The sequence below is a fragment of the Thalassobaculum sp. genome (assembly GCF_965223715.1).
Lineage (GTDB): Bacteria > Pseudomonadota > Alphaproteobacteria > Thalassobaculales > Thalassobaculaceae > Thalassobaculum.
In genome coordinates, this window is sequence record NZ_OZ245012.1 from 1,802,601 (window position 1) to 1,823,041 (window position 20,441).

The 20,441-nt window shown below is 69.6% G+C and carries 9 protein-coding genes and 1 riboswitch; all 9 genes read right to left on the reverse strand.

The genetic code is table 11. The features are described 5' to 3' along the window. Positions 1-77: 77 nt before the first annotated feature. Positions 78-11,408: a hypothetical protein gene (locus ACOQOP_RS08375; protein ID WP_420565868.1), complete on the reverse strand. Its 11,331-nt coding sequence runs from the start codon at positions 11,406-11,408 to the stop codon at positions 78-80. A gap of 268 nt (positions 11,409-11,676) precedes the next feature. Continuing rightward, on the reverse strand, positions 11,677-12,339 hold the full coding sequence (locus tag ACOQOP_RS08380; protein ID WP_420565869.1) for an OmpW/AlkL family protein: 663 nt from the start codon (positions 12,337-12,339) through the stop codon (positions 11,677-11,679). A gap of 311 nt (positions 12,340-12,650) precedes the next feature. Then, positions 12,651-13,121 carry a hypothetical protein gene (locus ACOQOP_RS08385; protein ID WP_420565870.1) on the reverse strand — a complete coding sequence of 157 codons (471 nt, stop codon included), beginning with the start codon at positions 13,119-13,121 and terminating at the stop codon, positions 12,651-12,653. A gap of 154 nt (positions 13,122-13,275) precedes the next feature. Further along, on the reverse strand, positions 13,276-13,896 hold the full coding sequence (cobO, locus tag ACOQOP_RS08390; RefSeq protein WP_420565871.1) for a cob(I)yrinic acid a,c-diamide adenosyltransferase: 621 nt from the start codon (positions 13,894-13,896) through the stop codon (positions 13,276-13,278). A gap of 14 nt (positions 13,897-13,910) precedes the next feature. Next, on the reverse strand, positions 13,911-14,864 hold the full coding sequence (gene cbiB / locus ACOQOP_RS08395; RefSeq protein WP_420565872.1) for an adenosylcobinamide-phosphate synthase CbiB: 954 nt from the start codon (positions 14,862-14,864) through the stop codon (positions 13,911-13,913). Beyond that, entirely contained in the window at positions 14,861-16,348 is a 1,488-nt protein-coding gene (locus ACOQOP_RS08400) for a cobyric acid synthase (protein ID WP_420565873.1), read from the reverse strand. Before ACOQOP_RS08400 ends, cbiB begins: the two co-directional genes overlap by 4 nt. After that, positions 16,345-17,352: a FecCD family ABC transporter permease gene (locus tag ACOQOP_RS08405; protein WP_420565874.1), complete on the reverse strand. Its 1,008-nt coding sequence runs from the start codon at positions 17,350-17,352 to the stop codon at positions 16,345-16,347. The genes ACOQOP_RS08400 and ACOQOP_RS08405 overlap by 4 nt, the downstream gene beginning before the upstream one ends. Further along, the gene (locus tag ACOQOP_RS08410; RefSeq protein WP_420565875.1) at positions 17,349-18,176 is read right to left on the reverse strand and encodes an ABC transporter substrate-binding protein; all 828 of its coding nucleotides are present in this window, start codon (positions 18,174-18,176) and stop codon (positions 17,349-17,351) included. The genes ACOQOP_RS08405 and ACOQOP_RS08410 overlap by 4 nt, the downstream gene beginning before the upstream one ends. Positions 18,177-18,179: 3 nt before the next feature. After that, complete coding sequence (locus ACOQOP_RS08415) at positions 18,180-20,090, reverse strand: TonB-dependent receptor domain-containing protein (protein WP_420565876.1); 1,911 nt, start codon at positions 20,088-20,090, stop codon at positions 18,180-18,182. A 119-nt stretch (positions 20,091-20,209) separates the two neighbouring features. Further along, positions 20,210-20,426, reverse strand: a riboswitch (cobalamin riboswitch). Positions 20,427-20,441: the final 15 nt, after the last annotated feature.

Here is a 20,441-nt window from a genome sequence, read left to right on the forward strand (position 1 = left end):
GCCCAGGGTAACGCTCGCCGTGACGCTCGCCGGAACCCGTCCGATCCATCACCAGCGACCCGGAGCCGGAGATCCCCTCAGCCGAAGCCGGCGACCTGCATGTTGTCGTCGAGGTCCTCGCCTGCCGGGGTGCCGCCGCTGTCGCCGCCGCCGTTGTCGCCGCCGTCGTTCCAGCCGTCTCCGCCACCATCTCCGGCGTCGCCACCGTCACTGCCGCCGTCGCTGACCTGATCGCCGGACTCACCCTCGCTGACCGAGACCCAGTCCTGGCTCTGCGAGGCGGCGTCTCCGGACTCGACCTCGGCGAACAGGGCGGCATCCTCCTCGGCCCCGTCACCGCCATAGAGCACGTCGTCGTCATGGCCGCCGATCAGCGTGTCGTCGCCATCGCCGCCGACGACCGTGTCGCGGCCGTTGCCCGCCGACAAGGTGTCGTTGCCGGCACCGCCGGAGAGCGCGTCGTTGTCGTGGCTGCCGTCCAGCACGTCGTCGCCGGACCCGCCGGAGAGGGTATCGGCTCCGTTGCCGCCGGAAAGCGTGTCGTTCCCCGCCCCGCCGGACAGGGAGTCGTGGTCGTGGCTGCCGATCAGGGAGTCGTCGCCGTCACCACCGGCCAGGGTGTCCATTCCGTTGCCGCCGGACAGGGTGTCGTTGCCGCTGCCGCCATCGAGCCGGTCGGCGTCGTGACTGCCCTCCAGCCGGTCATTGCCGGCCCCACCGGACAGCGTGTCCATCCCGTTGCCGCCGGACAGGGTGTCGTTGCCGGCACCGCCATCGAGCTGATCGGCATCGTGGCTGCCTTCCAGCCGGTCGTTGCCGGCGCCGCCGGACAGGGTGTCGAGGCCGTTGCCCCCCTTGAGCGTGTCGTCGCCCGCGCCACCCTGGAGCGAGTCCGGGTCGTGGCTCCCGTCGAGGGAGTCATTGCCGGCACCGCCCGACAGGGTGTCGCTGCCGTTGCCGCCATTCAGGGTATCGTGGCCGGCCCCGCCCGAGAGCAGATCGCTGCCGTGACTGCCGTCCAGCCGCTCGCCCTCGGTTTGCGGTGCTGGGCCGACGGGGGCAGCGCCGGAAATGATGCCGCCCCGATCCCCGCCTCGTCCGGAGGAGGAGCGCCCGCGGGAGATCTCCTGGCCGGCATCATCGCCACCGGACCCGCTGCCGCTGGACCCGCTGTTGCTGAAGTCCGGAACTGGGGTCCCTTGGCCGGCACCACCCGGTCCGGCGACGAATCTCAGATCCGTCATCTCGCCGTTGGCGGTCGCCGAGACCGATGCGTAATCGCCGTTCATGGAGAAGGCGCCGTCGCCCTCGCCGTCACCGTCGACATCGATGCTCACCTGGGTGGTCGTGCCGTCCGAGCTGAGCGAAACATTGTCACGGTCGACAGTGGCGTTGACCCGGACCACGTCCTGACTTTCGTAGTCCGTGATCACGTCGCCATGGGTGGCCACGAAGGTGTCGCGACCGTTGCCGCCGACCATGGTGTCGGCACCGGACCCGCCATCGAGATAGTCGTCGTTCTCACCGCCGAAGAGCGTGTCGCTGCCCGATCCGCCGTAGAGACGGTCGGAGCCGTTACCGCCGACCAGCACATCATTGCCGTCCTGATGCGCCGCCGGACTATCCTCGCCCGCATCGCCGGAGACGCTGTCGTTGCCTTCGCCGCCGGTCAGCGTATCGGCACCCGCGTCGCCGGAAACGCTGTCATTGCCTTCGCCGCCGGTCACGGTATCGCCGCCAGCATCGCCGGAGACGCTGTCGTTGCCCTCGCCGCCGGTCACCGTGTCGCCGCCGGCATCGCCGGAGACGCTGTCGCTGCCCTCGCCACCGGTCACCGTGTCGCCGCCGGCATCGCCGGAGATGCTGTCATTGCCCTCGCCGCCGGTTACCGTGTCGCCGCCGGCATCACCGGAGATGCTGTCGTTGCCCTCGCCGCCGGTCACGGTGTCGCCGCCGGCATCGCCGGAGACGCTGTCGTTCCCCTCGCCGCCGGTCAGCGTGTCAGCACCGGCATCGCCGGAAACACTGTCTTTGCCTTCGCCGCCGGTCACCGTGTCGCCACCAGCATCGCCGGAGACGCTGTCGTTGCCTTCGCCGCCGGTCACCGTGTCGCCACCAGCATCGCCGGAGACACTGTCATTGCCCTCGCCGCCGACCACCGTGTCGGCCCCGTCGCCGCCGGTCAGGGTGTCCTGGGCAGCGCCGCCGCTCAGGGTGTCGGCACCGTCGCCCTCGACCTCCTCCGGACGCGCGTCCTCGATGTCGAGACCGGCGGTCGCGGCCTCGTTGCTGGCGCCGTGCTCGTCTTCCACGACGACGCTGATCCGCGCCTCGCTGCCGCCCGACGGGGTCTCCGACAGGTTGAGGGAGACCGAGCGCAGCGCTTCGGTATAGCGCGACGGCGGAGCATCGCCCTCGAAGGTCACCAGCACGCTGCCATCGTCCTGGGCCACCACCAAGGCGGTGATGCCGCCGATCCCGGTGGCGACGGAAACGGTGCCGGCTCCGCCGAGATTGTCGATCCGGACCTCGGCCCGGCTGATGCGGTCCTCGCGGTCGGCGTCGCTGACCTCCACCTGGGACAGCAGGGCGATGCTGCCCGGGCTGCCCCCTCCGGACCCGGCCGAGACCGCCAGATCGGCACCGTTGCGGCCGCTGCCGATTGTGGCGCCGCCGATGCCGCCCTCCTCACCGATGGACAGGCTGACCGGCTGGACACCGGTGACCACCGGGCCACGGTTGAGGTCGGTCACCTCGCCGTCGACGACGAACTGGACGTCCTCAAAGCTGTCGATCGTCAGGTCGAGACCGTCGAAGGTCCGGCTGCTCTCGGCATCGGCGAGCCCGTCGCGGATGTCCTGGAAATGGTCCTTCAAGGCGAACAGGTCGTCGCCGGCCGATCCCTCCAGCCGCTCGGAGGTGACCTCCACCCGCAGCGTGTCGCGGCCCGAGCCGCCCTGATAGTCGTCGGTGCCCCGGGTGTTGCGGTTGGCGTCGACATTGTAGACACCGACATCGTTGCCGGCGCCGAGATCGACCGTATCGGCCCCGGACCCGCCGGCCACCGTGTCGTTGCCGGCCCCGGCCAGGATCCGGTCGTCGCCGGCCCCACCGGAGAGCGCGTCGCGGCCCGAGCCGGCGCTGATCGTGTCATCGCCGGCGCCGCCATCGACCTGGTTGTCGCCGTTGCCCGCGCGCAGCAGGTCGTCGCCGTCGCCGCCGGACAGGGTGTCGCGGCCGGAGCCGGCGGTGACGCTGTCGTCGCCACTGCCCGCCGCCACGCTGTTGTTGCCCTCGCCGACCCGGATGGTGTCGTCGCCCCGGCCGGTGGAGACCGTGTCCGAGCCGCTGCCGCCCGACACGAGGTTGTCGCCGTGGCCGGCATCGACCCGGTTCGACCCGTCGCCCGCATAGATCGTGTCGTCGCCATTGCCGGCAGAGATCACGTCGCTGTCGCGACCGGCGCTGACGAGGTTGTCGCCTTCGCCCGCATCGACGGTGTTGCGGCCGTCGCCCACGGTCAGCGTGTCGTCGCCAAGCCCGGCGGTCACCCGGTCGCCACCGGAGCCGGCGGTTACCCGGTTGTCGCCATTGCCGACATCGATGTCGTTGCTGCCGTTCCCGGCGATCACGGTGTCGTCGTTGCTGCCCGTGCGGATGGTGTCGGAGCCCGAGCCGGCGGTGATCTGGTTCTCGCCGTTTCCGGCGGAGATCACGTTGTTGCCGTCCCCGGCGCGGATGGTGTCGTCGCCCGAGCCGGCCGAAATGGTGTCGGAGCCCGACCCGGCGCTGACGAAGTTGTCGCCGGAACCCGCGTCCACCCGGTTGGAGCCGTTGCCGCCGTAGATCGTGTCGTCGCCGTCCCCGGCGGTGATGACGTCGCTGTCCCGGCCGGCGCTCACGTAGTTGTCGCCGCCGCCGGCTTCCACCGTGTTCCGGCCATCGCCGACGATCAGGCGGTCGTCGCCCGAGCCCGCGATCACCCGGTCGGCGCCGGAGCCGGCGGTGACCTGGTTGTCGCCCTTGCCGACATCGATGTCGTTGTTGCCGTTGCCCGCGCGCACCGTGTCGTCGTGATTGCCGGCACGGATCGTGTCGGAACCGGATCCGGAAGAGATCAGGTTGTCGCCATGGCCGGCGGAGATCACGTTGTTGCCGTCGCCGGCGCGGATCGTGTCGTCCCCATGGCCGGCGGACAGGGTGTCGCTGCCGGAGCCTGCGGACAGCAGGTTGTCGCCGCCCCCGGCCTGCACCCGGTTGGAGCCATCGCCGCCGTAGATCGTGTCGTCGCCGCTGCCGGCGGTGATCACGTCGCTGTCACGACCGGCGCTCACATAGTTGTCGCCGGAGCCGGCATCGACGGTGTTCCGGCCATCACCGACCACAAGCCGGTCGTCGCCGTTGCCCGCCGTCACCCGGTCCGCACCGGAGCCGGCACTGACCGTGTTGTCGCCCTTGCCGACATCGATGTCGTTGTTGCCGTTGCCGGCGATCACCGTGTCGTCGTCATTGCCGGTTCGGATCGTGTCCGAGCCCGAGCCGGCGGTGATCTGGTTCTCGCCCTCGCCGGCCGAGATCACGTTGTTGCCGTCGCCCGCCCGGATCGTGTCGTCGCCCGAGCCCGCCGTGATGGTGTCCGAGCCGCTGCCCGCCGTGACCCGGTTGTCGCCATCGCCCGCGCCGATGCGGTTCGAGCCGTCACCGCCGTAGATCGTGTCGTCGCCGCTGCCGGCGGTGATCACGTCGCTGTCGCGCCCGGCACTGACATAGTTGTCGCCAGACCCGGCGCTGACCGTGTTCCGCCCGTCGCCGACCACCAGGCGGTCGTCGCCGCTGCCCGCCGTCACCCGGTCCGCACCGGAGCCGCCACTGACCGTGTTGTCGCCATTGCCGACGGAGATGTCGTTGTTGCCGTTCCCGGCGATCACCGTGTCGTCGTCATTGCCGGTTCGGATCGTGTCCGAGCCGGAGCCTGCGGTGATCTGGTTCTCGCCTTCGCCGGCCGAGATCACGTTGTTGCCGTCGCCCGCCCGGATCGTGTCGTCGCCCGAGCCCGCCGTGATCGTGTCGCTGCCCGACCCCGCGGTGACCCGATTGTCGCCGTCGCCAGCGCCGATCCGGTTCGAGCCGTCACCGCCATAGATCGTGTCGTCGCCGCTGCCGGCGGTGATCACGTCGCTGTCGCGACCGGCGCTCACATAGTTGTCGCCGGACCCGGCATTGACCGTGTTCTGCCCGTCGCCGACCACCAGGCGGTCGTCGCCGTTGCCTGCCGTCACCCGGTCGGCACCGGAACCGGTACTGACCGTGTTGTCGCCATTACCAACGGAGACGTCGTTATTGCCGTTGCCGGCGATCACCGTGTCGTCGTCATTGCCGGCACGGATCGTGTCGGAGCCGGAGCCTGCAGTGATCTGGTTCTCGCCCTCACCGGCGGAGATCACGTTGTTGCCGTCACCGGCCCGGATCGTATCGTCGCCCGAGCCCGCCGTGATCGTGTCCGAGCCGCTGCCCGCCGTGACCCGGTTGTCGCCATCGCCCGCCCCGATCCGGTTCGAGCCATCGCCGCCATAGATCGTGTCGTCGCCGCTGCCGGCGGTGATGACGTCGCTGTCGCGACCGGCGCTGACATAGTTGTCGCCCGACCCGGCGCTCACCGTGTTGCGGCCGTCGCCGACCACCAGACGGTCGTCGCCGCTGCCTGCCGTCACCCGGTCCGCACCGGAGCCGGCGGAGACCGTGTTGTCGCCATTGCCGACGCTGACGTCGTTGTTGCCGTTGCCGGCAATCACCGTGTCGTCGTCGTTGCCGGTGCGCACCGTGTCCGAGCCCGAGCCCGCGGTGATCTGGTTCTCGCCCTCGCCGGCGGAGATCACGTTGTTGCCGTCGCCGGCCCGGATCGTGTCGTCGCCCGAGCCCGCCGTGATGGTGTCCGAGCCGGAGCCCGCCGTGACCCGGTTGTCGCCGTCGCCCGCACCGATCCGGTTCGAGCCGTCGCCACCATAGATCGTGTCGTCGCCCGACCCGGCGGTGATCACGTCGCTGTCGCGACCGGCGCTCACATAGTTGTCGCCGGAGCCGGCATTGACCGTGTTCTGTCCGTCGCCGACCACAAGCCGGTCGTCACCGCTGCCCGCCGTCACCCGGTCGGCACCGGAGCCGGCACTGACCGTGTTGTCGCCGTTGCCGACGCTGATGTCGTTATTGCCGTTGCCGGCAATCACCGTGTCGTCGTCGTTCCCGGTGCGTACCGTGTCCGAGCCGGAGCCGGCGGTGATCTGGTTCTCGCCCTCGCCGGCCGAGATCAAGTTGTTGCCGTCACCGGCACGAATCGTGTCGTCGCCCGAGCCTGCCGTGATCGTGTCCGAGCCCGACCCCGCCGTGACCCGGTTGTCGCCGTCGCCCGCCCCGATCCGGTTCGAGCCGTCCCCACCGTAGATCGTGTCGTCGCCGCTGCCGGCGGTGATCACGTCGCTGTCCCGCCCGGCGCTCACATAGTTGTCGCCCGAGCCGGCACTTACCGTGTTGCGGCCGTCGCCGACCACCAGCCGGTCGTCGCCAGACCCCGCCGTCACCCGGTCCGCACCGGAGCCGACACTGACCGTGTTGTCGCCGTTGCCGACGGAGATGTCGTTGTTGCCGTTGCCGGCAATCACCGTGTCATCGTCATTGCCGGTTCGGATCGTGTCGGAGCCGGAGCCCGCGGTGATCTGGTTCTCGCCTTCGCCGGCCGAGATCACGTTGTTGCCGTCGCCCGCCCGGATCGTATCGTCGCCCGAGCCCGCCGTGATCGTGTCCGAGCCGCTGCCCGCCGTGACCCGGTTGTCGCCGTCGCCCGCCCCGATCCGGTTCGCGCCGTCGCCGCCATAGATCGTGTCGTCGCCGCTGCCGGCGGTGATCACGTCACTGTCGCGCCCGGCGCTCACATAGTTGTCGCCCGACCCGGCACTCACCGTGTTCTGCCCGTCGCCGACCACCAGCCGGTCGTCGCCCGATCCCGCCGTCACCCGGTCGGCACCTGAACCGGCGGAGACCGTGTTGTCGCCGTTGCCGACGGAGACGTCGTTGTTGCCGTTGCCGGCGATCACCGTGTCGTCGTCGTTGCCGGTGCGCACCGTGTCGGAGCCGGAGCCCGCGGTGATCTGGTTCTCGCCTTCGCCGGCGGAGATCACGTTGTTGCCGTCGCCCGCCCGGATCGTGTCGTCGCCCGAGCCCGCCGTGATGGTGTCGGAGCCCGAGCCCGCCGTGACCCGGTTGTCGCCGTCGCCCGCCCCGATCCGGTTCGCGCCGTCGCCGCCATAGATCGTGTCGTCGCCGCTGCCGGCGGTGATCACGTCACTGTCGCGCCCGGCGCTCACATAGTTGTCGCCCGACCCGGCACTCACCGTGTTCTGCCCGTCACCGACCACCAGCCGGTCGTCGCCGCTGCCTGCCGTCACCCGGTCGGCCCCGGAGCCGGCGGACACCGTGTTGTCGCCGTTGCCGACGGAGACGTCGTTGTTGCCGTTGCCGGCGATCACCGTGTCATCGTCGTTGCCGGTTCGGACCGTGTCGGAGCCGGAGCCCGCGGTGATCTGGTTCTCGCCTTCGCCGGCGGAGATCACGTTGTTGCCGTCGCCCGCCCGGATCGTGTCGTCGCCCGAGCCCGCCGTGATCGTGTCGCTGCCCGACCCCGCCGTGACCCGGTTGTCGCCGTCGCCTGCCCCGATCCGGTTCGACCCGTCCCCACCATAGATCGTGTCGTCGCCGCTGCCGGCGGTGATCACGTCGCTGTCCCGCCCGGCGCTGACATAGTTGTCGCCAGACCCGGCGCTCACCGTGTTGCGGCCGTCGCCGACCACCAGGCGGTCGTCGCCAGACCCCGCCGTCACCCGGTCCGCACCGGAGCCGACACTGACCGTGTTGTCGCCGTTGCCGACGGAGATGTCGTTGTTGCCGTTGCCGGCAATCACCGTGTCATCGTCATTGCCGGTTCGGATCGTGTCCGAGCCCGAGCCCGCGGTGATCTGGTTCTCGCCTTCGCCGGCGGAGATCACGTTGTTGCCGTCGCCCGCCCGGATCGTGTCGTCGCCCGAGCCCGCCGTGATCGTGTCGCTGCCCGACCCCGCCGTGACCCGGTTGTCGCCGTCGCCCGCACCGATCCGGTTTGAGCCGTCCCCACCATAGATCGTGTCGTCGCCGCTGCCGGCGGTGATCACGTCGCTGTCCCGTCCGGCGCTCACATAGTTGTCGCCAGACCCGGCATTGACCGTGTTCTGTCCGTCGCCGACCACCAGGCGGTCGTCGCCACTGCCCGCCGTCACCCGATCCGCGCCGGAGCCGGCACTGACCGTGTTGTCGCCGTTGCCGACGCTGATGTCGTTATTGCCGTTGCCGGCAATCACCGTGTCGTCGTCGTTGCCGGTGCGCACCGTGTCCGAGCCCGAGCCCGCAGTGATCTGGTTCTCGCCCTCGCCGGCCGAGATCACGTTGTTGCCGTCACCCGCCCGGATCGTGTCGTCGCCCGAGCCTGCCGTGATCGTGTCCGAGCCCGACCCCGCCGTGACCCGGTTGTCGCCGTCACCCGCCCCGATCCGGTTCGACCCGTCGCCGCCATAGATCGTGTCGTCGCCGCTGCCGGCGGTGATCACGTCGCTGTCGCGACCGGCGCTCACATGGTTGTCGCCAGACCCGGCATTGACCGTGTTCTGTCCGTCGCCGACCACCAGGCGGTCGTCGCCACTGCCCGCCGTCACCCGATCCGCGCCGGAGCCGGCACTGACCGTGTTGTCGCCGTTGCCGACGCTGATGTCGTTATTGCCGTTGCCGGCGATGACCGTATCGTCGTCGTTGCCGGTGCGCACCGTGTCCGAGCCCGAGCCCGCAGTGATCTGGTTCTCGCCCTCGCCGGCCGAGATCACGTTGTTGCCGTCACCCGCCCGGATCGTGTCGTCACCCGAGCCTGCCGTGATCGTGTCCGAGCCCGACCCCGCCGTGACCCGGTTGTCGCCGTCGCCCGCCCCGATCCGGTTTGACCCGTCGCCGCCATAGATCGTGTCGTCGCCCGACCCGGCGGTGATCACATCGCTGTCGCGACCGGCGCTGACATAGTTGTCGCCCGACCCGGCACTCACCGTGTTGCGGCCGTCGCCGACCACCAGCCGGTCGTCGCCGTTGCCCGCCGTCACGCGGTCGGCACCGGAACCGGCGGACACCGTGTTGTCGCCATTGCCGACGCTGATGTCGTTATTGCCGTTGCCGGCAATCACCGTGTCGTCGTCGTTGCCGGTGCGCACCGTGTCCGAGCCGGAGCCCGCGGTGATCTGGTTCTCTCCCTCGCCGGCCGAGATCACGTTGTTGCCGTCGCCCGCCCGGATCGTGTCGTCGCCGGAGCCCGCCGTGATCGTGTCGCTGCCGGAGCCCGCCGTGACCCGGTTGTCGCCGTCACCTGCGCCGATGCGGTTCGAGCCGTCACCGCCATAGATCGTGTCGTCGCCGTTGGAGGCCGAGAGCGTGTCCCGGCCGGACCCGGCGCTGATCCAATTGTCGCCGCGGCCAGCCTCCACGCGGTTGTCGCCCTGGCCGGCGAGAATGCGGTCGTCGCCTGCACCCGTCTCGATCGAATCGTGACCCGCACCGCCGGTGACCGTCTCACCCTGAGTACCGCCGCCGGTGCCGCCACCGGGCGTGTTCTGGCCCGAGCCCGGGGTCTGGCCGCCACCGGATGTCGTGTCGTTGCCGCCGGAGGTCGTGTCGTCGCCTCCTGACGTCGTGTCGCTACCGCCCGATGCCGTGTCATCGCCGCCGGAGGCCGTGTCTTCACCCCCAGATGCGGTGTCATCTCCAGAGGAAACCGTATCGTCTCCACCCGTCGCCGTGTCGTCGCCAGACGAGACCGTGTCGTCGCCACCTGACGCCGTATCGTCGCCCGAGGAGACTGTGTCGTCGCCACCTGTCGCCGTATCGTCGCCGGACGAGACTGTGTCGTCGCCACCAGACGCCGTATCGTCGCCTGAGGCGACTGTGTCGTCACCACCTGTCGCCGTGTCCTCGCCGGACGGGACCGTATCGTCACCCGCAGGCACCGTGTCGTCACCGCCGGACCCCGTGTCCTCGCCGGAGGAGACCGTGTCCTCACCACCCGTCGCCGTATCGTCGCCGCCCGAGGCCGTGTCGTCGCCGGCAGGCACCGTGTCGTCACCGGAGGAGACGGTATCCTCGCCGCCCGGGGACGTGCCGCCGCCGGTGGTCGGCGGGGCCGGGGGTGGGGTCGGGTCGGAGGTGGTGCCGGACAGCGGACTCGTGGCGGTCTCGTCCACCACGTCCTGCGTGCTGGTGCCGCGGGTCGCCGTGGTGGACTGGGTGTCCTGGGTCGGGGTGGTCGCCGGACCGGAGCTGCCCGACACGCCGGTCGGGCCGGTCGAGTCCTGTCCGGTCCCCGTACCGGTGCGCGTCTGCACGCCGGTTCCGGAGCCGGACTCCGACCCGCCGCTCGCCCCGTCCGAACGGCCGATCCGGCCGTCGCCGGTCCCGCCCGTCAGACCGGAACCGCCGTCCGCCTCACGGCCGCCCCCGTCGCGGCCGGAGCCACGGGTGTCCCGACTTTCCGCCTCGGAGGATGCCGTCGAACGCTGCGCGGCGCCGGACTGGGTGGAACCGCCGTCGCCGGCTCCGAGATCATCGCCTGCGGCGCCGCCGACGACGGCCCCGCTTCCGTTGCCGCCAGAGACCGATCCGTCGGACCGGCCGGGCGCCGCCGCCCCACCGCCAGTGGCAGTGCCGGCACCGCCATCGGACGCGCCGGACTGCTGCGCCGACGTCTCACCGGCCGCCGTCTCGCCAGCCTCTCCCGGAGCGCCCGCCCCGTCACCGCCACCGGGCCGGCCGGCCGTGGTCGCCGCCAGGTCGCCAGATCCCACGGTCCCGGAGGACACGCCGCCGGTATTGCCGACCGCCGTGTTTCCGGAGGCGACGGCCTGCCCGCCCGCTCCGGAGGAGCCCTCGCCGGACGGCGTCCGGTCGCCCGCGCCGATCCGGCCCTCGCCCCGATCCCCGTCGCCCCGTTCCGCGCCGTTCCGGCCGCTGCGTCCCTGGGCGTTTCCGCCCTGGGCCTGGGCCTCACCGGCCTCGCCCTGACGCTCGCTCTCGGTGCCGCGGCCGGTACGCCGCGCTTCGGCCTCGCGGACGCTCACATCCTCGTTCTGGACGGTGCGCTGGTCGGACTGTTCGACCGTAGATGTGTCGGGATTGCGCTGGAAGCCGAGATGGACATTGCCGTCGGCCGAGCGCGGGTCGTCGCCCTGGCCGGACGTACCGGACGTCTCGCCCTCGGGGGCTCCGGGCCGCTCCGAACGCTGCTGCTCTGTCTGAGCACGATCGCCAGCACCGAGCTCCGCCTCGGCATCCAAATTCTGTCGATCGTCGGCCATAGAATCGTCCCCTCACCTGTCCCGGAGAGGACTGTAGTGTATTTTAGATAAAATTCAATCTATTTGCCGTGCCGATGTGATTTCCCTCACTGCAGCAAACGGAACCAGCAGTGTTTCAAAGTATTCGACCACAAAAATATGCATTCAGCCCCACGCGTCGCTAAACAGCTTCCGCAGGGCCGCCGATCCGGACAGCAGGACGACCCCGTCCCGGGGACGGAGCCGTCGTCGGAATTCGCCGGAGCGATCGCGGGCAGAAGCGTCCGGTTCAGAACCGGTAGCCGACGCCCACGCCGAAGACCCACGGGTCGAGATCGGCATCGACCTCCACCGGACCGGCGCCGAGATCGGCGGTGATCTTCGTGTCGAGGAACACCTTCTTGACGTCGACGTTCAGCGACCACGGGCCGGAGATCGCGTAGTCGAAGCCGGCCTGCAGGGCGTAGCCGATGCCGTTGTCATAGGAGATCGACTGCGCGGCGCCGGATTTCTCGTTGTAGAAGAAGGTGTAGTTGAGGCCGACGCCGATATAGGGGCTGAACCGCTCCTTCGGCATGAAATGGTACTGCACCGTCAGGGTCGGCGGCAGCAGCCAGACCGAGCCGAGATCCACATCCGGGTTGTTCCAGTCCAGATCGTGCTTGGTCGTCGCCGCGATCAGCTCGAGGGCGATGTTGTCGGTGATGAAGTAGGAGACGTCGACCTCGGGGACGTAGTCGTTGCTCAGCTCGCCCTCGCCGGTGGCGATGTCGCTGGTGGAGGTGCTTTCGTCCGGCACCATGGCGATGCCGCGGGCCCGGATCACGAAGTCGCCCGCCGTTTTGGGCTTGAATTCGACGGTCTGCGCCTGGGCGCCGCCGCCGGTCACCGCGAGGGAGCCCAGCACAGCCATCGCGGCTGCCAGGACCGTCAGTTTGCCGGAGATGCTCATGGATCCGTTCTTTCCTGAAGAGATAGTCGATGCGGACTACCTGCGCCCGTCCGGCCCCCTCAGCTTTGACACAGATCAACAGCGCCCGGCGAAACCCCAGATTTTTTGGGGTGGGGGGCGAGAAAGTTCCGGTGGGTTGGAAATCAAGCGGTTACGGCGTGTTCTCGTCTCTTCCCGGCCCGTCTTCCCGGCCCTGCGCCGGGATCGAGAATGGGAGCAGCTGGAACCTATGAGGTTTCTCCGAAACGCTCCTGCAAGCGTCTCCCTCGGTCCCGGCGCAGGGCCGGGAAGACAATGAGAACGCGCTGGCGTTAATGCTGTATCGTGAAGATCCGGGTCACGGCGATGGTGACGAGCTCCAGGTACAGGATCATCGCCGCCAGCATGCCGTAGCGCTGCACGTCGCTCATCGCCTTCGACTTGCGGCGACGGGCGGCGGTGGCGAAGGTCGACCACTTGGCGGTAACGAAGGCGATCTTCTGGTGCTCCGCCGACTGCCACCACTGCAGGCTCAGGATGATCAGCACCGTCAGGATGCTGCAGAGCCAGATGATCACCAGCAGGTACTGGGTGAGCTGCGGGTCGCTCCATTTGGTGACGACGCCGTAGCCGGTTACCGCGATCGCCCCGGCACTGAAATACAGCAGGGAGCGCCACATCTGTTCCTTGGCGAAACGGATGTTGTCCGAGGCATCGCGATAGATGGCGACGAACTCCGCATGGGTCAGGTCGTCGAGCGCGCTGGGATCATTCTCGACCGGATTGAGCGGATCGTCCGCCACCTCTTCCTCAACACGCTGCGGAGGCGGGGATCCACCGGGTTTCGGACGCAGATCGCGGGCCATCGGTTTTCCTCCAGCCAGACGTCAGGCGAGCCAGCCGACGAAAAGTCTGCGCCCAAGTCTCTGAAGTTGCAAACCCGCCGCCCGGCAGCCGTCAGTAATCGAACCCGGAGGCTGCCTTTATGCCGGCGTCGAAGGGATGCTTCACTTTCGTCATCTCGGTCACCAGATCGGCCGACTCGATCAGGGCGGCCGGCGCGTCGCGGCCGGTGACGATGACCGTGGTGCGCGGATGCCGTCCGGCCAACGCCTCCACCACCTCGCCGGCGTCGAGGTACTCGTAGCGCAGGGCGATGTTCAGCTCGTCCAGCACCACCAGATCGTAGTCGCCACCGGTGAACATCTGCTGGGCCTCATCCCAGGCGGCCCTGGCCGCGCGGATGTCCTGCTCCCGGTCCTGGGTATCCCAGGTGAAGCCGTCACCCATCCGCTTGAAGGTCAGCAGGTCGGGGAAGCGCTTGAAGAACTCGTTCTCGCCGGTCTTCCAGGTGCCCTTGATGAACTGCACCACGCCGACGCTGCGGCCCCAGCCCAGCGCCCGGATGATGGTGCCGAAGGCGGCGGTCGACTTGCCCTTGCCGTCACCGGTATGGACGGCGAGCAGGCCGCGCTCCGCCTTCTGTTTGGTCTTCATCCGGGCACGGTGCTCCGCCTGAACCCGCTTCATCTCGGCGCGGTGGGCTTCGGCCCGGTCGGTCGAGTCGATATCAGTCATGGTATCCTCCCGTGTCAGTCGGAAATCAGCGCGATGGCCAGGGCGCCGGCGATCAGGCCGATCCAGACCCGGCGGGCGAGCTGCAGGGCGCGGGACAGATCGGCGGTGTCGGCATCCTCTCGGCCGTCGCCGAACCAGGCACCGTCGACCTGATCGGTGCCGTAGCGGCGCGGCCCGCCTAGGCGGATGCCCAGCGCCCCGGCCATGGCGGCCTCGGGCCAGCCGGCATTGGGCGACAGGTGCAGATGCGCGTCTCGGCGGGCGGTGGACCAGGCTTCGTGTGCCTTGCCCTCCTTCGCCGCGGCCAGGGCCAGCAGGGTGGCGGTGATGCGGGCGGGAACCCAGTTGGCCAGGTCGTCCAGCCGGGCCGCCGCCCAGCCGAAGGCGCGGTAGCGGTCGCTGCGGTAGCCGATCAGGCTGTCGGCGGTGTTGATCGCCTTGTAGGCCACCAGGCCCGGAAAGCCAGCGACGGCGAACCAGAAGACCGGGGCGACGAAGCCGTCGGACAGGTTTTCCGACAGGCTTTCGATTGCGGCCCGGGCGATGGCGGGACGGTCGAGCAACGCCGTCTCGCGGCCGACGATGCGGGCGACCGCCGCGCGGGCCTCGGTCAGATCCTCCGAGGTGTCCAGCGCCTTGGCGACCGCCCCCACATGGTCGAGCAGGTCGCGCCCGGCCAGCAGGGTGGAGGCCAGCACGATCAGCAGCAGCGTCCCCATCGGTCCGTCGAGCAGCCGCGCCAGGACGACGGCCAGCGCGGTCCAGCCGCCGACATAGACGGCGAGGCTGATCACCCCCATCGTGCGGCGCGGCCCGTCGGCGTCCTCGGACCGGTTCAGGCGGCCTTCAAGCAGCATCAGGCTGCGGGCCATCAGGGTCACCGGGTGCGGCACACGGGCGTAGAGTTTCCTCGGGTCGCCGGTGACCGCGTCCAGCACCATCGCGCCCGCCACCACCAGCGCACTCACCGGGCAACCTCCAGCAGGGCATCCACGTCCAGATGCTCCTCCAGCGCGACGGCCAGAGCATCCAGGGCCGCCTCCACCTGATCGGCGAAGACCAGGCCCGGCGTGCCGGAGAGGCCGGCGAACTGCAGGTATCTCGCTCGAAAGGCGTCGTCGCCGAGCATGCCGTGTAGATAGGTGCCGACCACCAGCCCGTCAGACGACACGATCCCGACCGTCTCGCCGTCGCGCTCCAGGAAGGTGCGGGAGAGTCCCGGTCCGGTGGTGCGGCCGGCATGGATCTCGTAACCGGTGGCCTCGGCATCGAGCAGGGTGCTGCGGCAGACCGCGTTGCGCACGGTCTTGGCCGGCTCGATCACCGTCTCGACGTCGAGCAGGCCGAGCCCGGCCTCCTCCCCCGCCGGTCCCTCGATACCGTCGGGATCGGCGACCCGGGTGCCGAGCATCTGATAGCCGCCGCACAGGCCAAGCACTCGGCCGCCGCGGCGGACATGGGCGTGGATGTCGATGTCCCAGCCCTGAGCCTTCAAGAAGCGCAGGTCCGACAGTGTCGATTTCGTGCCCGGCAGCACCACCAGGGCGGCATCGCCCGGCAGCGGCGTGCCCGGCGGGCAGAACCGCACGTCGAAGGCCGGGTCGGCCCGCAGCGGGTCGAGGTCGTCGAAATTGGCGATGCGGGCGACCATCGGCACGGCGACGACGATGCGCCCGTCCTCCCCGGCCCGGCCCTGCTCCAGCACCACCGCGTCCTCGGCCGGCAGCGCTTTGATCTGCGGCAGGAACGGAACGACGCCGAAGCTGCGCCAGCCGGTGCGCTCGGTGATCATGGCGAGCCCGTCGTCGAACAGGCGCGGGTCGCCGCGGAACAGGTTCACGATGAAGCCGGCCACCATCTCCCGGTCGGCCGCGTCCAGCACCGCCTGGGTCCCGACCAGGGCGGCGATCACCCCGCCCCGGTTGATGTCGCCGACCAGCACCACCGGGGTCCGCGTCGGCACGGCGAAGCCCATGTTCGCGATGTCGCCCTGGCGCAGGTTGGCCTCGGCCGCACTGCCCGCACCCTCCACCACGACGATATCGGCCTGGGATTTCAGGATCTGGAAACTCTCGATGACCGGGGCGAGCAGCGATCCGCGCGTGCCCCAGTATTGCCGCGCCTCCGCCACCTCCAAGGCCCGGCCGCGAAGGACGACCTGAGAGCCGGTATCGCTGTTCGGTTTCAGCAGCACCGGGTTCATGTGAACGCTGGGCGCCACACCGCAGGCCAGGGCCTGGAGCCATTGGGCCCGGCCGATCTCTCCCCCGCCACCCTCGGCATCCTCGGCCACGGCGGCATTGTTCGACATGTTCTGCGGCTTGAACGGCCGCACGGTCAGCCCGCGGCGCACGAAGGCCCGGCACAGGCCGGCGGTCAGCACCGACTTGCCCACGTCGGAGCCGGTGCCCTGGAGCATGAGGGCCCGCCCGTTCTTCATACCGCCGGTCATCGGCTCGCCATCCACGAGCGCTGGACGATCCAGATGAAGACCGGCGCGCCGATGAGCGCGGTGACCACGCCGAGCTGGAGGCGCTCGCCGCCGGTGGGGATGCGGGTCAGCAGGTCGGCAAGGGTGATCAGGACCGCGCCGCCAAACGCGCTCGCCACAAGCACCCGGCCGGGCCGGTACCCAACGAAGGGCCGCACCATGTGCGGCACCACCAGGCCGACGAAGCCGACGGCCCCACAGACCGCGACCATGGCCCCGACCGAGGCCGACACACCCAGCACCACCCGCCAGCGGAGATGGGAAACGTCGATGCCGAGCGACCGGGTCGTCTCCTCCCCCAGGCTGAGCGCGTCGAGGCCGCGCCCGATGGTCGCCATGGCGGCCCAGCCGACCAGGACGAAGGGTGCGGCGATGGCGAGGTCGGTGGTGGTGCGGTTCTCCAGCGAGCCGAGCAGCCACAGGATCATGTCGCGCAGGGTGATCGGATCGGGCGCCAGGTTGAAGGCGAGCGAGGTCAGCGCCGTCGCCAGGCTGGAGATGCCGATACCGGTCAGGATCAGCACCAGCATGCTGTCGTTGCGCGCCGCGACGGCGAACAGCAGCACGGTCGCTACCGCCGCCCCGGCGATCGCCGCCATCGGCACCATCAGCACCGAGATCGTGGCCAGGCCGAAGCCGATCGCCACCACCGCGCCGAACCCCGCCGCCGCGGTCACTCCGATCACGCCCGGGTCGGCCAGCGGGTTGCGCAGCAGGCCCTGCAGCGCCGCGCCCGAAAAGCCCAGCACGGCGCCCAGCAGTATCCCCAGCGCCACCCGCGGCAGACGCAGCTCGAAGACGATGATCCGCTCGACCTCACTGCCTCCGCCCAGCAGCGCCGACAGCACCTCGGAGGGCGACAACGGGGCAGCCCCGATGCACAGGGAGACCAGCGCCGCTGCGAGCAACACGATACCCAGCACCGGCAGCAGAACCCGGTCGCCGACCTCCACCGCTGCGCTCATCCGGTGCCGTCCAGGGTGGCGCGGAGATATTCGGCGGCGTCGACCGAGAACAGCCCGCTGCAGGACAGGAAGCGTCCGGGAACCGGCACCGTGCGCACCTCGCCCATGATCCTGGCCAGGCGCGGGTGGCGAGCGGGCGACCAGGAGGAGCGGGCCACGTCGCGGTCGTCGAAGAAGCTGCCGATGAAGACATCGGGCGGGTTCATCACCAGTTCCTCCAGAGAGACCGTGCGCCAGCCATGATAGCCCAGCTCGGCCGCCATGTTCTCCATCCCGGCCAGCCGGATCATCGCGTCAATGTCGGTGCCGGTACCGCCGGTGGTGCCGCTGGGTGTCAGGTAGAGGGCGCGCAGGTCGAGCCGGGGCTTGGCTTCCAGGGCGGCGATGCGGGCGCCCTGGTCGGCGATCAGGAGGTCGGCCGCCTCCGCCCGTCCGAGAGCGGCGGCGACCTTGGTCAGGTTGGCGAAGATCGTCTCGCGATGGTGGCCGTAGACGATGTTCACCGTATCGACACCGGTGCGCTCCAGCATGGATACCAGGCGCTGGTTCCCGCCCCAGAAGCGCACGACCAGTTCGGGTGCTGCGGCGAGAATGGCCTCGGCCACCGGCTCCACCACCGGCACGCCGGCGGCCCGCTCCCGATGATAGGAGAAGGCCTGGCGGGCGCGGGGCGACACGCCGTGGATTTGCCCACGATCCGCCAGGGCGAGCACATACTGGTCGGCGCAGTAGTCGATCGATACGACGGCGGGGGCGGAGGGCGCCGACATAGCGGGTCCGGCCCAGACCAGGCCGGCCGCCAGGGCGAGCGCAATCCGCCGCATGGGCTAGCGCCGGTAGGTCAGGCGCAGGAAGAACGCCCGGCCCTGCTGGTTGTAGTAGGACGCGGTCTTGTAGTCCTCGTCGAACACGTTGGAGAGCTTGACGCCCACGCCCCAATTCTCCGTCGCATCCCAGCTCGCCCGCAGGTCGAGGGTGGTATAGGCGTCGAGCTTGGTGGTGTTGGCCAGGTTGTCGTAGCGCTCGCTCTCGTGATGCACGTCGCCGCCCACCGCGAACTCGCCGAGACCGAGGCCGAGACCGCCGAGCTCCCGGTCCACCGACAGGGTGTAGACCTGCTCAGCCCGGCGGGGCAGCAGGTTGCCGTCATTGGCACCGCCCGAAGCGTTCACCGGATCGAGGAAGGTGGCCGCGGCGGACACCAGGAAGCCGGCGACCTCGCCCGAAGCGGTCAGCTCCAAACCGGTGATCCGCGCCTTGTCCACATTGGCCGGGGCGAAGATCGTGCTGTCATAAGAGATCAGGTCGTCGATCTCGGTATGGAACAGATTGGCGCCCAGCTCGAAACCGCCGACCGTCGCAGCGAGGCCGATCTCGGCGGTCTCCGACTGCTCGGGGTCCAGGTCCTCGTTGCCGAAGCCCGGATAGTACAGCTCGTTGAAGGACGGCGCCTTGAACGCGGTGCCGTAGGAGGCGGTGGCGCGCAGGTTGTCGGTGATCCGGTAGCCATAGGCCGCGCCGCCGGTCAGGTAGCCGCCGAACTGCTCGTTCTCGTCGACCCGGCCGCTGAGCTGGACGGTGTGACGGCCGAACTCCGCCCGGTGCTGGGCGAAGACGCCGGTATTGTCGCGGCTGTCCTCCACATAGCTGGTCGAACCGCTGACCAGATCGCGCTGGAAGTCGGCGCCCAGGGTCGTCACCTGATTGTCGAGAATGTATAAGTCATTCTGCAATGACAGAGAGTTACGCTCTGTTTTGAAAGTCGATTCGTAAGTTCCGTCGAGGAAGTTGTCGGCATCGTCGACCGTATGGCCGACAGAGGCGGTCACGTCCCAGAAGTCGGTCGGCGACGCCAGGGCCCGGGCGCCGAGCACATAGTTCACCGACTCCGACTCGTTGGATGTCGAGCCGTCGTACTCGTTCTCGCTCGTCGCATAAAGACCGGTCGCTTCCACTTTGATTCCATTTGAGAAAGCGTAATCGAGCGCACCCGTCACCGTGCTGCGCTCGAAGCCGTCCTTGTCCGGCTGGTTGGCGAAGCATCCGCCCATCGGGACGGTCGTGCCGTCGCCACAGGAGTTGAAGCCGTCGGTGCGGATGTAGTTTGTGCTGGCCGAGAAGCCGACGCCCGAGGCACGGCCGGAGAAGCCGGCGGTCCCTTCCACGGTGTCGTCGGTGCCGTAGCCGACGCTGGCATGGGCGTGGGTGGTCTCCGTCGGCTTGCGGGTGAAGATCTGGATGATGCCGCCCAGCGCCTCCGACCCGTAGAGATGGGAGCGCGGGCCGCGCACGACCTCGATCCGCTCCACGTCGTCGATCGACAGGCTCTCGAAGTTGAAGGTGCCGAGCGTGGCGGAGCCGACCTTCACCCCGTTGATCAGCACCAGCACGTGGTCGCTCTCGGTGCCGCGCAGGAAGACCGAGGTCGCCTTGCCGATACCGCCGTTGTTGGTCAGGGTCAGGCCAGGGACCCGGCGCAGGGCGTCCGGCACTGAGCGGATCTGCCGGCGCTCGATCTCGTCGCGGGTGATGACGCTGACCGGCGCCAGGGTCTCGTCGGCGGTCTCGGCTATGCGCGACGCGGTGACGATCACCTCGTCGGAGGTGGTGACGGCGGCCCGCTCGCCTGCCGCGACCTGCTGGGCCTGGGCCGGCAGCGCGCTGGCGGTCACCAGGGCGGCGACCAGGGCAGCGCCCCGCAGGCGCCGGCCCGTAATCAGGCGGTTCTCGAAAATCATTCCATCCTCCTCGTCCGACGCACACCCGCGCGGCGTTGCAAAGCGACATCGACGGATCGGATCAAGGGGACGACCGGGCACGGGTGCGGCGGCCGAACCCGATCATCGCGCCCCGCGATATCGAGGTTTCACGCCGTGGCCGGTCTCCGGACTCGCGAGGACGGACCCTGAAGGGGCCGGACCCTGCCGCGCCTTCCCATGCCAATGCGGCACAGTGGCGTTCTGCGGCGGATCAACCTCGCCTACCGTTGCGGGGGCAGTGCCGGCGTCTGACCGGCTTCCCGTTTCATCCCGGCCCACCTCCTGGGCCGAGACACCACATGCGATTGATGGCCGGACGCTAAGGTCGGG